General features: G+C 32.0%; 12 protein-coding genes. 3 read left to right on the forward strand and 9 right to left on the reverse strand.

Going from position 1 to position 14110, the window contains the following annotated elements; all coding sequences use genetic code 11:
- Window positions 1–13: 13 nt before the first annotated feature.
- From ffh to VCM48_RS01590, 4 genes are all read right to left on the reverse strand, one after another.
- Entirely contained in the window at window positions 14–1342 is a 1329-nt protein-coding gene (gene ffh / locus VCM48_RS01575; protein ID WP_274639775.1) for a signal recognition particle protein, read from the reverse strand.
- Window positions 1343–1513: 171 nt separating this feature from the next.
- Window positions 1514–2068, reverse strand: a complete 555-nt coding sequence (locus VCM48_RS01580; protein WP_124588475.1) for a DUF1572 family protein — start codon at window positions 2066–2068, stop codon at window positions 1514–1516.
- A 53-nt stretch (window positions 2069–2121) separates the two neighbouring features.
- Window positions 2122–2589, reverse strand: coding sequence for a peptide-methionine (R)-S-oxide reductase MsrB (msrB, locus tag VCM48_RS01585; RefSeq protein WP_482271364.1), 468 nt, complete (start codon window positions 2587–2589; stop codon window positions 2122–2124).
- A complete protein-coding gene (locus VCM48_RS01590) occupies window positions 2586–3458 on the reverse strand; it encodes an alpha/beta hydrolase (RefSeq protein WP_482271365.1) in 873 nt (290 codons plus the stop codon). The genes msrB and VCM48_RS01590 overlap by 4 nt, the downstream gene beginning before the upstream one ends.
- Window positions 3459–3590: 132 nt before the next feature.
- Between VCM48_RS01590 and VCM48_RS01595 the strand changes: the two genes are divergently transcribed.
- Window positions 3591–4400, forward strand: a complete 810-nt coding sequence (locus VCM48_RS01595; protein WP_482271366.1) for a M48 family metallopeptidase — start codon at window positions 3591–3593, stop codon at window positions 4398–4400.
- Window positions 4401–4468: 68 nt separating this feature from the next.
- On the forward strand, window positions 4469–5764 hold the full coding sequence (locus VCM48_RS01600; RefSeq protein WP_099214508.1) for an MFS transporter: 1296 nt from the start codon (window positions 4469–4471) through the stop codon (window positions 5762–5764).
- An 83-nt stretch (window positions 5765–5847) separates the two neighbouring features.
- Here VCM48_RS01600 and VCM48_RS01605 read toward each other — a convergent pair whose 3' ends face one another.
- The 5 genes from VCM48_RS01605 to VCM48_RS01625 form a co-directional block, all read right to left on the reverse strand.
- Entirely contained in the window at window positions 5848–7470 is a 1623-nt protein-coding gene (locus VCM48_RS01605) for an RluA family pseudouridine synthase (RefSeq protein WP_482271367.1), read from the reverse strand.
- A 42-nt stretch (window positions 7471–7512) separates the two neighbouring features.
- The gene (locus tag VCM48_RS01610) at window positions 7513–9285 is read right to left on the reverse strand and encodes an AMP-dependent synthetase/ligase (RefSeq protein WP_482271368.1); all 1773 of its coding nucleotides are present in this window, start codon (window positions 9283–9285) and stop codon (window positions 7513–7515) included.
- Between the two features lie 72 nt (window positions 9286–9357).
- Window positions 9358–11130, reverse strand: a complete 1773-nt coding sequence (locus VCM48_RS01615; protein ID WP_482271369.1) for an AMP-dependent synthetase/ligase — start codon at window positions 11128–11130, stop codon at window positions 9358–9360.
- 66 nt (window positions 11131–11196) lie between these two features.
- Window positions 11197–11898, reverse strand: a complete 702-nt coding sequence (locus tag VCM48_RS01620) for a LytR/AlgR family response regulator transcription factor (protein ID WP_482271370.1) — start codon at window positions 11896–11898, stop codon at window positions 11197–11199.
- The gene (locus tag VCM48_RS01625; protein WP_482271371.1) at window positions 11891–13021 is read right to left on the reverse strand and encodes a sensor histidine kinase; all 1131 of its coding nucleotides are present in this window, start codon (window positions 13019–13021) and stop codon (window positions 11891–11893) included. The genes VCM48_RS01620 and VCM48_RS01625 overlap by 8 nt, the downstream gene beginning before the upstream one ends.
- Before the next feature lie 206 nt (window positions 13022–13227).
- Here VCM48_RS01625 and VCM48_RS01630 point away from each other — a divergent pair, with 206 nt between their 5' ends.
- Window positions 13228–14109 (forward strand): ABC transporter ATP-binding protein, encoded by an 882-nt coding sequence (locus VCM48_RS01630; RefSeq protein WP_482271372.1) that lies wholly within the window; start codon window positions 13228–13230, stop codon window positions 14107–14109.
- Window position 14110 lies beyond the last annotated feature (1 nt).

Below are 14110 nucleotides of genomic sequence, written 5' to 3' on the forward strand. Positions count from 1 at the left end.
TCTCTTTTTAATATTATCTCATGCCTTTCATCATTTGCATCATTTTTCTTCCGCCACCACCTTGCATCATCTTCATCATTTTGCTCATTTGATTAAATTGCTTCATTAACTGGTTAACTTCTTGCACCGAAGTTCCGGATCCTTTAGCAATTCGTTTTTTACGACTCGCATTAATAACAGAAGGAGTACTTCTTTCTTCAGGAGTCATAGAGTGTATAATGGCTTCAATTCCTTTAAAAGCATCGTCGTCAATATCAACATCTTTTAAGGCTTTACCAGCACCAGGAATCATACCTACTAAGTCTTTCATGCTACCCATCTTTTTGATTTGATTGATTTGATTTAAGAAATCATCAAAACCAAACTGATTTTTAGCAATCTTCTTTTGTAATTTTCTAGCTTCTTCTTCATCGTATTGTTCTTGGGCACGTTCTACTAACGAAACAACGTCTCCCATTCCTAAAATACGATCAGCCATACGACTTGGGTGGAATACATCAATAGCATCCATTTTTTCACCCGTACCAATAAACTTAATTGGCTTATTTACTACCGATTTAATAGATATTGCAGCACCTCCACGTGTATCACCATCTAACTTGGTTAAAATAACTCCGTCAAAATTTAATACATCGTTAAAGGCTTTAGCTGTGTTTACAGCATCTTGCCCTGTCATAGAGTCTACCACAAATAAAGTTTCTTGTGGTTTTACTGCTTTATGGATATTAGAAATTTCGGTCATCATTTCTTCATCAACAGCTAAACGACCCGCGGTATCGATAATTACCACATTTTTACCGTTTGCTTTTGCATGCTTAATAGCATTTTGAGAAATTTCTACCGGATTTTGATTTCCTTCTTCTGCATATACCTCAACTCCAATTTGCTCTCCAACAACACGTAACTGGTTAATTGCGGCAGGACGGTATACATCACATCCTACTAATAAAACTTGTTTAGTTTTCTTAGTTTTAAGATAGTTAGCTAATTTACCAGAAAAGGTTGTTTTACCTGAACCTTGTAAACCAGACATTAAAATTACAGTAGGTGAACCTCCTAGGTTTATACCAACAGTATCACCCCCCATTAACTCGGTTAATTCATCCTTAACCAATTTTACCATTAATTGCCCAGGGTTTAACGTTGTTAATACGTCTTGACCTAAGGCTTTTTCTTTTACTGTTTTGGTAAAATTCTTTGCTATTTTAAAGTTAACATCGGCATCTAATAAAGCTCTACGAACTTCTTTTAGAGTTTCCGCAACGTTAACTTCAGTAATTTTTCCGTGTCCTTTCAGCGTGTGTAACGCTTTATCTAACTTTTCGCTTAAATTATTAAACATGTATCGGCTTCATTTTTTAGAGGCACAAATTTAGTTATTAGTTGTTAGTTTTTAGCAATTTGTTTACAGATTTTTTCTACTTAATAGTATAATAGTGTGTGTTTTTTTATGATTTGTAAGAACAACAGTCTATTTTTTTAGTTTTTCTATTGGTGTGAATAGGAGTAAATGCTATAAATCATCAGTAAAATGTTTGCGACTTTTTTCTTGACTAAATTTTTCTTGATTGAAGTTTTTTGAAGCATTTTTAGGAATGGATAAGGATTCCCATTTTTCGTTTTGTAACATTTTTCCTAAAAATACAATTTGACCAATATGGTATGGGTAGTGACAAATTTGACGATTAATTGCTTCGATTACAGTATGTCCTTGGTTTCTTATGTAGATGATTTTTTCTAAATCGGTTTCTTTTAAAGAATTAATAGTGTTTAAAAAGCAATTCCATCCTTTTTCCCAATAGGTAATCATTTCTTCTTTGGTTGAAAAGGTATTTACAAATTCATCATCTCTATTTCTCCACGATTTTTCTCCATCTTCAGTAAAAAAGTTGGTCCAACGTGATAGCATATTACCCGCAATATGTTTAGCTATTACAGCAATAGAGTTACTTTCTTGATTATATTGGTAAAATAGTTCTTCTTGGGTAAGTTGATTAAAAGTTTTATCGCCTAAACTTTTATAGTAGGTTATTTGTTTTTTGATACTTTCTAAATAGGAGTTTTGCATGGCATATTTTTTAATAAAAAAAGACTGGTTAAAACCAGCCTTAATTTACAATTTTATTTTTTAGGAATAAACTCTAAAGCAACTCCATTAATACAGTGGCGTTTACCAGTAGTTTTTTTAGGTCCATCATTAAAAGAATGCCCTAAATGTCCGCCACAAGTATTACATTTTAACTCTGTTCTAGCATAGCCTAGTTTATAATCTGTGTCAAGTTCCACATTTCCCTTAATAGCTCTATCAAAAGAAGGCCATCCACTACCTGAATCATATTTGTTTTCAGATTTATATAGCGGGGTTTTACAGGCTGCACATACATAGGTTCCTTCTTTCTTGTTAAAATTTAAAGGACTTGAGTTTGGACGTTCTGTACCCGCCTCCCTAAGCACATAATACTGTTTTGGCGTTAGCAACTGTTTCCACTCACTATTGGTTTTATTTACAAGGTATTTTTTCTTGTTTTGAGCATTTACAGTAGTACTAACTGTTATCGCTAAAAGGAATAAAACAACTAATTTTTTCATGGTTCTTTAATTATAAAATCAACAATTTTGGAAGCTACTTTCGGGTTACGAAGAATTCTGGTGTGTCCTAAGCCTTCAGTAATTAAAAGTTTTCCATTCTGTAAGTTTTGACGTATTGCTATAGCACAACTTACATCAACATCACCATCAAATGAGTCATGGACTACTAGAGTAGGTATTTTTACACTTTTAGTTTTTACACTTGAAGAGTGAGTATCAATATCTCGTTGCCATTTTTTATCAAACAAGCGCTTCATTTTATGAGCTATAATAGGTTTTACTTGTAAGTTTTTAGTAAAGTTTAAAATAACATCTGATATTTTATCAGCCGCTCCTACAGTAACCAATTTGTTTACAGTAAAACCTTCTGAAAAGGCATTATACAAGCATACACCACCGAAAGAGTGTCCTATAGCAGCTTCAAATGGTCCAAATTGTTTATTGATTTCAGTAATTGTTTCTAAAAATTCAGGCATTTCAGTAGTTTTTCCTGTAGATTTTCCATGAGCTGGTCCGTCAAATGAAATAACCATGTAGCCTTTTTCTAGTAACTTATCAGCAATCATATATAATTGAGTACTTCTTCCTGCCCAACCATGTACCCATAATACTTTTTTAGTAGAGTAACCATACGATAGTACTTGAACATCTCTTGAAATAGATGGCACATTTATTGTTTTCTTTTGTGCACTCTCTAACATTACTTTTTCCCTTTTAGGAATAGGGAAGTTAACAGGAGTCGTAAAAAGCCTAGCCCCAAATTTAGCAGCTTTACTTACAGATATAAACTGCAAAGCTTTAGCTGAAAATATTACAGGTTTAGGAATTTTAATACTAGGTATAGCTGTTTTTGAATGCGTAAAATTCATGAATTGGTTTTTAAGATAAAGATAGAATTTGTAGCTTTAAAGACATAATATATTATCAAGTTTGTGACAAATAAGTTAATTTCGTGTCATAAAAGATACAACCAAGAACATAGAACTTTAAACTATTAAACAATGAAAAAAATTATAGCCCTAACATTTTTAGCCGCTTTTTTAGTAGAGTGTAGCACTGTGCCAATTACGGGAAGAAAAAGATTAAATTTTGTGAATGATGCTCAAATATTACCAGCAAGTTTTGCACAATACAAGGGGTTTTTAGAAGAGAATAAACTATCTACTAATACTGCTAAAACGAATGAGATTAGACGTGTAGGAAAGAATATTTCTACAGCTGTAGATCGTTTTATGCGAGCTAATGGTATGAAAGCAGAAGCTGATGCTTATAAGTGGGAATTTAATTTAGTTGAAGATAAAACTGTAAATGCATGGTGTTTACCTGGTGGAAAAGTAGTTTTTTATACAGGAATTCTACCAATTTGTGCTAATGAAGATGGTATTGCAGCGGTGATGGGACATGAAGTAGCTCACGCATTTGCAAAACACGGACAAGAGCGTATGTCTACAGGTCAGTTACAACAATTAGGAGGTGTTGCTTTAGCTCTAGGTACTCAAAACAGTGAAAAAGCTGAAATGTGGAATATGGCCTATGGTTTAGGAACTCAAGTAGGGGTAATGTTACCATTTAGTAGACAACATGAAACAGAAGCTGATAAATTAGGGTTGGTTTTTATGATTATGGCAGGGTATAAAGGAGAAGAAGCAGCTGAAGTATGGGTACGAATGAGTGAACGCTCAGGAGGAGGAGCTCCACCAGAGTTTATGAGTACACACCCATCTAACCAAACGCGTATTCAGACTTTAAGAAACTTTTTACCAGAGGCTAAAAAATTAGCGGCAAAATACAACGTGCCTACGAGTAAATAAGATTGATAAATTATAGTATATTGCAAACCGTTCATGTTAAATGAGCGGTTTTTTTTATTAGAATTTATATGTATAAAATAGGAGATAAGAAGTTAATTAATGGATGGGCATTTTATGATTGGGCCAACTCAGTATATTCATTAGTAATTAGCACAGCTGTTTTTCCGTTGTATTACAGCGGGGTAACTGAAGGTAAAATTGTAAGCTTTTTGGGTATGGATTGGGAGCATCCAGATAGTTTATATAGCTATGCTTTATCGTTTTCTTTTTTAGTAGTAGCTTTTATTTCTCCAATTTTATCAGGTATTGCAGATTATACAGGAAGTAAGAAAAAGTTTATGAAGTTTTTCTGTACACTAGGATCATTATCGGTAATGAGTTTGTACTTTTTTGATGGAATAGACACTGTGTGGATTGGAATCTTATTTACTGTTTTAGCAAGTATAGGCTTTTGGGCAAGTTTGGTGTTTTATAATGCTTATTTACCAGAGGTAGCTCATCCAGAACAGCAAGATAGAGCGAGTGCCAAAGGTTTTGTATATGGGTATATTGGTTCTGTTATTTTGCTACTAATAAATTTAGCTATGATTATGTTTCCTGAAACTTTAGGTATAAGTGCAGGAATGGCGTCTAGAATTTCCTTTGTTATGGTAGGTTTATGGTGGTTAGGATTTGCTCAAGTTACCTTTAAACGTTTACCAGGTAATGTATACAACAAGAAACCTGAAAAAGATTATATATGGAAAGGGTACAGAGAGTTACAAATAGTAATTAAAGAGCTATTAAACTACCCAACCTTAAAACGCTTTTTAATTTCTTTCTTCTTATTGAGTATTAGTGTACAAACTATTATTTTAATGGCAGCTATTTTTGGTTCATCAGAATTAGGGCTGTCTTCTACGAGTTTAATTATTACTATTTTATTGGTACAAATTGTTGCAATTTTAGGAGCTGTTTTATTTTCAAGGTTTTCAGAAAAATGGGGAAATATTACCGCTTTAAAAGTAACGATTGCAGTGTGGATGTTAGTTTGTTTTTGTGCTTTTTCTTTAGATAAATCTCAAGAGTATGTTGATATCTATTTTTATGGGTTAGGAGGTTTATTAGGGTTGGTACAAGGAGCTATTCAAACCTTAACACGTTCTACGTATTCAAAATTATTACCAGAAACAGAAGATCATGCTACGTATTTTAGTTTTTATGATGTTACCGAAAAAATAGCCATTGTTTTAGGAACAGCTGTATATGGAGCATTAAATGCAATTACAGGTTCTATGCAGTGGAGTGTGTTGTGTTTAGCTATTTTCTTTTTAGCTTCGTTTATTATTTTAAGCACACTTAAAAAGACAAAATATGTAGTATAAAATTGTGTAATATTAGCTACACAAATAATACTTAAAACTATTTTAAAATAAGTTTAAGGAGTTTTTTGGCTATCGCCCTGCGATTAAAAAGGTGCAGGAGCAATAAAGCTTACTTGTTCTTTTGAAGTAGGGTGTACAAACGTAATTTTTTCTGCATGGAGATATAATCTGTCGAATTTTTCTCCATACAAATCATCTCCAACAATAGCTGTGTTTAAACCTAAATGATGAGCTGCATGTACACGTAACTGATGTGTACGTCCTGTTACAGGATAAAAGTAGACTTTGGTTTTATTGTCTAGAGTTTCTATAGTTTCCCATTGAGTCAGAGCTTTTTTTCCATGTCTATAGCAAACAAGCTGTTTAGGACGATCATTTAGGTCTACTCTAAGTGGTAACTCAATAATCCCTTTTTTCTCTTTTAAAACACCATTTAATAAAGCTACATAACGTTTTTGTACAGTTTTATTAATGAATTGTGCCTGTAAAGCTTTATAAGTGTCTTCATTTTTTGCTATTAATAGTATTCCTGAGGTTGACATATCTAAACGATGTACAACTAACGGGCCTGTAGCTTTTGGATATAATTTTTGAATACGACTAAAAACAGAATCTTTAATTTCTTTACCAGCAACTGATAATAACTCATGTGGTTTGTTAATTACTAACAAATCTGAATCCTCATGAATAATTGTAATTTCTTTTTCTTCTTTTAGTTGAGCAACTAATGGATTTTCTTCTACAGTTACTCCTTGTAACATGTGTGTTAAAATAGGTTTGCATTTACCAGTACAAGCAGGGTAGTAGTTTTGATGTTTTCTTACAGAGGTTTGCAAAGGCTTACCCCACCAAAACTCGGCCATACAAATAGGTTTTAGTTGATGTTTGTATGCATATTGAAGTAATTTAGGAGCGCAACAATCACCAGCGCCAGCAGGAATATTTTGCGTGGAGTCAGTAAAAATATCTAATAAGTTTTTGGTTTCTCCTCGATAGCTAAGAAAAGTATACTTTTTAAATATCTCTTGTTGAGCCCAGGCTGAAAGGTTTGCTCGTTGCTTTTTTAATTGTTCTATTTGGTATTGTTTTGTATCGTACGCTTTTTTTAAAGGAGCTATTTTATCAAATAAATAAACTTCATATTCACGTAAGTAAAACTCTTCGTTAATATTTAACTGGTTGTTTTGTTTACTTAATTCTTTTCTAAGTTTTCTACGTTGTTTAATTTTAGACTGTTCTTTAGCTAAAAGCTTTTCGTGTAGTTGTTGTGTTTCTTGATATGCTTTTTTTATTTCAATAAAATCAGAAGCGTTTTCTAAGCTTACTATTTTATGAGTTAATTCATTAAGCTGTTCTTCTGTTTCAATATAAAATTCATTTGCATCTAACACATCAAATATTGGAGGTACAAAATGTTTGTGTTGTGTACTTTCAGCAAGTTTTCCTGAAAAAGCAGCTAAATACCCTAAACTTCCATCTTGTTGTTGTACAACTAAGACTCCAAACATTTTTCCAAGAGCTTTTGCATCCTCAGGTTTTTTGATTCCGAAGTTGTGCGAAAAATCAGTTTGACTCGTTAAATATTCTTGTAATTCCTCTGTTGCTATTTGGGCTAGAGTATGAGGTGAATAATTGTATGGATAATCGAACTTTTTAGGTAATTCAATAGTTGAAACATCCGAAGAAAAAGAAATAATTTTACTCATATTAAAAAAGAAAAAGTGTTGCTCTCACAACACTTTAAACAATTAATCTCTATAAATCTTGTCGTATAAGTCTTTATACATTTCTTTGATAATATTTCGTTTCATTTTCATGGTAGGGGTAAGCTGTCCTCCGTCAATAGACCATTCTTCTTCGGTTAATTCAAACTTTTTAATAGTTTCCCATTTACCAAACTTTGTATTGGCATAGTCAACTTCTTCTTGAATACGTTCTATTACTTTAGGGTTGTTTACCAAGTCTTTATTATCTCCTACAGTAACGTTATGTCTTTGTGCCCATTCACGCACAAACTCAAAGTTTGGTTGAATAAAAGCAGCAGCCATTTTTTCACCTTCACCAATAACCATTACTTGCTCAATAAAACGAGATTGTTTTAATTGACCTTCTAACAATGGCGGAATAATATACTTACCACCTGAGGTTTTAAACATTTCTTTAGTACGTCCAGTTATTTTTAAGAAACCATCTTCACTTAATTCACCTTTATCACCTGTATGGAAATATCCGTTTTGTAATGCTTCAGCAGTTTTTTCTGGATCTTTGTAATATCCTTGCATTACGTTTGGTCCTTTTACTAGGATTTCTCCATTATCGGCTATTTTAACCTCAACACCATCAATTAATCTACCTACAGTTCCTAATCTAAAACCTCCATCACGCATATCGTTTACAGCAATTACAGGAGAAGTTTCAGTAAGACCGTAACCTTCCATTACTGGCATTCCAGCAGCAGTAAATACTCTAGTTAAACGTGGTTGCAATGCAGCAGAACCAGAAACCATTATTTTTAACTCTCCACCTAAGGCAGCTTGCCATTTAGAGAAAATAAGTTTTTTAGCAATGCTTAGTTTCTTTTCATACCACCATCCGTTAGCTCCATAAGGTTCATATTGTAAACCTAATTCTATAGCCCAAAAGAACAATTTCTTTTTAATTCCAGTTAAGTCAGCTCCCTTGGCATAAATCTTATCGTAGATTTTTTCATACAATCTTGGAACAGCAGTCATAACATTTGGTTTGATTTCTTGAGCGTTTTCACTCAATTTATCAATAGCCTCTGCAAAGTAGATAGAAATACCACAGTATTGATATAAATACAAAATCATACGTTCAAAGATGTGGCAAACAGGTAAGAAACTTAAAGCTCTACCTTGGCCATATTCTAAAGGAACACGTTTTTCACTACTTAGTACATTTGAAACTACATTTTTATGACTTAGCATAACTCCTTTAGGACGACCTGTTGTTCCTGAAGTATAAATTAAAGTTGCTAAATCATCTGTCTTAATAGCATCTTTACGTTCTTCAACTTCATTCTGATTGCTATTATCTTCACCTAAGGCTAAAACTTCTTGCCAGCTTTTTTCTCCTTTAATATCGTCAAAAGTAAAAACTTCTTTAAGTTTTGTATTAGCTTTTATTTGATTTAGTTTTTCTAAAATTGTATCATCAGAAACAAAACAGTAAGTAGCTTCAGAGTGGTTTAAAATATATTCGTAGTCTTCTTTAGAAATAGTAGGATAAATAGGAACATTTTGAGCTCCAGTTTGTAATATTCCAATATCACAAATATTCCATTCAGTTCTATTGTTGGTAGAAATTACAGCAATTTTATCGTTAGGTTGTACTCCTAGTCGTAATAAACCTCTACTTATAGCATTGGCTTTGTCTATATATTCGTTTGTTGATATAGATTGCCATTCACCATTGTATTTAGTGATAAATGCTTTTTTTAAATTATACTTTTCTTGTTGATAATAAGGAAAGTCAAAAAGACGCGTAATTTCAATCGACATATGTTCAAATTTTTGGGCTTTGCAAAGTATGAAAAATACCCCGATTGCACAAGTTGTAGTTTACTGGTTGATTTATTGAGGATTATATATTTTTAGGTAGAGATTATTGTATTTTTCTAAGATAATTTTTCGTCTCATTTTTAATGTCGGAGTTAAATGCCCCGAATTTGTTGTCCATTCATCAGCGGTTATTTCAAAGCGTTTTATTTGTTCCCATTTTCCAAATTTTTGGTTACAAAAGTCAATTTCTTTTTGAATTCGTTTGATGAGTTTTTCGTCTGTAGTAATGTTTGTAATAGTATAATCATGTCTTTTAGCCCATTCTTGAACAAATTCTGAAGCAACTTGGATTAATGCTGCAGGCATTTTTTCTCCTTCACCAATAACCATTACTTGTTCTATAAAACGTGATTTTTTTAATTCACCTTCTAGTATAGCAGGAGCAATATATTTACCTCCAGAAGTTTTGAAGATTTCTTTTTTTCTATCTGTAATTTTTAAAAAACCTTCATTATCTAGTTCTCCAATATCTCCTGTATGGAAATAGTCATTTATAATTGATTCGTTAGTTTTTTCTAAATCTTTATAATATCCCATCATTACATTGGGACCTTTTACTAAGATTTCTCCATCGTCAGCTATTTTTACACTTACGTTTTCAATAATCTTCCCAACCGTTCCAATTTTAAAGCCATTATTTCGCATATCGGTTACAGAGATAGCAGGAGAGGTTTCGGTAAGTCCATAGCCTTCAAAAACAGGAATTCCTGCAGCTGTAAATACTCTAACAAGTCTAGCTTGTGTAGGAGCGCTTCCCGCTAACATAAATTCTAATTGTCCGCCTAAAGCTTCTTTCCATTTTGAGAAAATAAGTTTACGGGCTATAGAGAGTTTAAACTCATACCACCAACCATTTTCTTTGTATGGTTTATACTGTTCTCCTAGTTGCAATGCCCAGAAAAACAGCCGTTTTTTTATACCTTTTAAATTACTTCCTTTATCAACTATCTTATCAAAAACTTTTTCTAATAATCTAGGAACAACTGCCATAAAATGAGGACGAATCTCTCGTAAATTTTCTCCAACTTTATCAATACTTTCAGCAAAATGAATTTCAAAGCCCATATATTGACAATAATAAGATGCTGCACGCTCAAAAATGTGACAAATAGGTAAGTAGCTAATTACTCTTTTTTTATTTCCTTGTAAATCCAGTCTTTTTCCAACAGCAAAAACGTTACTAACAATGTTATTATGTGAAAGCATAACTCCTTTTGGAGTTCCTGTTGTGCCCGAAGTATAGATAATAGTAGCTAAATCAGATGGTTCCACCGCTTTCTTTAATTCATTCACTGTTGTTTGATGGGCTTCATCTTTACCAAGGCTTAGGAAAGAACTCCATCCATAGTCTGCCTCTAGTTCTTCAAAAGTAAACACCTTATTAAGTTGAGTTTGTTCTTGAACTTTTATTACTTTTTGGTATAACTCATTATCTGAAACAAAACAATAAATACTATCGGAATGATTTAAGATATATGCATAATCTTTTTCAGAAAAAGTGGGATATAAAGGCACATTTACAGCTCCTATTTGCATAACTCCTATATCTAACAAATGCCATTTGGGTTGATTTACAGAAGTAATTACTGCGATTTTATCTCCAGGTCTAACACCAAGGTTTAGTAAAGCTATACTTATGGTATTGGCGTCTTCAATATATTTTTGAGTAGAGATATTTTTCCATTTATTGTTTTCTTTTGAAACTAAACAATGTTGTTGTGGATAGTTTTCTAGTTGGTGATATGGAAAATCAAAAAGACGTGTAACTTTTGAAGATATATGCATTTAAATGGTTTTGTTGATGCATAAATCTATGAAAATAAAAGAGATAAACGAAAAATAAAATTGATGTTAGTTGTAAAGTTTGCTAACACTGCTTTTATAGGTTTGACCAATAGGAACCTTATGCTCATGAATTATAATACGGTTACCTTCTATAAACTTTATTTTATCTACAGCAACAATGAATGATTTATGTACTCTTAAAAATTGAATAGGGTTTAACAGAGATTCGTAATGAGAAATTTTTTCATGGCTTACAATCATTTCATCTGCTAAAAATAGTTTAGTATAGTTTCCATAAGCTTCTATAAACAACAAATCATTTAAATCAATCTGATGATGTTTTTTATCTCCTTTGATAAAAAGTCGTGTATTGACTTGACTTGGCTCTATGCTTTCTTTGTGGATTGTTTTGGTAGGTATTGTATCTGATACTTTATTGACAGCTTTTACTAGTCTATCAAAACTAAAAGGTTTTAAAAGATAATCCACAACATTTAATTCAAAGCCTTCAAGAGCATATTCTTTGTAGGCGGTAGTAATAATGGTTTTTGGTGGATTGGACAGCGTCTTTAAAAAATCCAATCCTTTTAATTTAGGCATGTTGATGTCTAAAAACATAAAATCAACTCTATGTTCATTTAAAAACAGCATAGCTTCCATAGCATTATAGCAACTTTTTTCTAATTGAACATGAGGTAGCATGCTACAAAACTCCGTTATGATTTCATGTGCTAAAGGCTCATCATCAATAATTATATATTTAAGCATGCTTCGGTATTTTTAAAAGTGTTTTGTAAATGTTGTTTGTAGAATTAATGATTAATTCGTGTTCTTGATTGTATAACAAAGATAATCTTCGCTTTAAGTTTTGCAGCCCAATTCCTTTAGAATTAGTTATTTCATTAGAATCAAAATTGTTTTCTATTTCAAAGTAAATAGAATCATCATTATCATATAAGTTGATATGAATAAAAGCGTTTTCCGCTAGTGACTCTATACCATGTTTAAAAGCATTTTCAAGTAAGATAATGTATAATAATGGTGGAATATTTAAATTAGTATCTATGCTATGATTAAAGGTAATTTCAACAGACTTTTTGTAACGGATTTTATGTAGCTCAATGTAATTATTTAAGTATGCTATTTCTTCTGAAACTTTTACAGTTTCTTTTTCTCCATCATAAATTGTGTAGCGCATCATATCAGATAGCTTTAAGATAACTTCTGGCGCTTGCGGTGAACTCTTTACCGTTAAGGCATACAGGTTATTTAGAGTATTGAAGAAAAAATGCGGATTTATTTGTGTTTTTAAGAGTGATAGTTCTGTTTTAGATTTTTCTTTTTTTAGCTCCTGTACCCATTTCCATTGCTCAAAAACCCAAAGAAAAAAGAAGATAGGAATGGGAACGAAGAAAATATAGAAAGGAGTTTCTTGCTTTACTTTTAAATAAGCTTCTAAGTCACCAGAAAATAATCGTAGGTATAAAAAGTATAATAGTAACGGTGTATATAGAAGTGTTATAAATTTCCAGTATTTTTTTATAAAATCAGGTATTAAAAAATAGGCTAGTCCACACCAAAAGATGATTAGTAAAAAGAAAGTGATAGGATTATCTGGAAGTTTCATAAAAGAATCGATGAGTACTGTAATAAAAAGCAGTACAAAAAGAGCAGCAATACCAATTACAGCTTTCTTTTTCTTTTTTAAGTATTGATAATTATGTATGGGTAAGGCAATAACCAGTGCCCAAAAAAAAGTAATTACAATAACCTCAACAGGTTGATCATCTGGTATATTCAGATAATTGAGATAATCTAATAGAGTGAATAATGGAATTATAATTAGAAGCCCAATAAAAAAAGCTTTGTATTTCTTTAAAAAATCTATCATACCTCAAAATTACTCATGTAAAACTGTTCTCACAATTATATTGACAAACACTATTGTTTTTTAGATGAATGAATAGTTTTTTTAGTCAAACATAAGTTAGCTATTAAAAGAATATGGTGTGTGCCGAAAAGAATAGGGTACATCATTTTTAATTTATAAGAAAGATAAGAGGTTAGAGATTTGTTGCAAACAAAAACGAATCTTATATGAATACATTAACTATAACCAACCTTACCAAAACATATCCTAACGGAGTTAAAGCATTAAATGGAATAAACTTAAAAATATCTAACGGAATGTTTGGTTTATTAGGCGCTAACGGAGCTGGTAAATCTTCTTTAATGCGTACTATCGCTTCTTTACAAGAACCTTCATCTGGAGAAATTGTGTTTAATAATTATGATATTATTAATAAACCAGAGGAGATAAGAAAACACTTAGGATATCTTCCTCAAGAGTTTGGAGTGTATCCTAAAATATCAGCAGAAAAATTGTTAGATCATTTAGCTATTCTGAAAGGAATTACTAATAACTCAGCACGAAAAAAGCAAGTAACTTCTTTATTACAGCAAGTAAACCTTTACCAACACAGAAAAAAAACGGTACATACATTTTCTGGAGGAATGCGACAACGTTTTGGAATTGCTCAAGCCTTATTAGCCAACCCAAAACTAATTATTGTAGATGAACCAACAGCGGGATTAGATCCTGAAGAGAGTAACCGCTTTTTAAATCTTTTAAGTGAAATAGGAGAGAACGTAATTGTTATTTTATCTACTCACATAGTTGAGGATGTTAGGAATTTATGTACACAAATGGCAATTTTATCGGAAGGTCAAATCATTTCTCAAGGTAATCCAAAAGAATTAGTTGCAAGTATTCAACATAATATTTGGACTAAAATTATAGCTAAAAATGACCTCGAGCACTACAAAAAGATGTACGAGGTTATTTCAACCAAATTAGTGTCAGGAGAAACACAAATAAGAGTCTTCTCTGAAGCTTCACTGTCTAATGGGTTTGAAAGAATCACTCCGAACTTAGAAGACTACTACTTCGCTACATTGTTTCACCATAAAAAAGCCTAAT

The organism is Tenacibaculum sp. DPLXC6 (assembly GCF_056815515.1).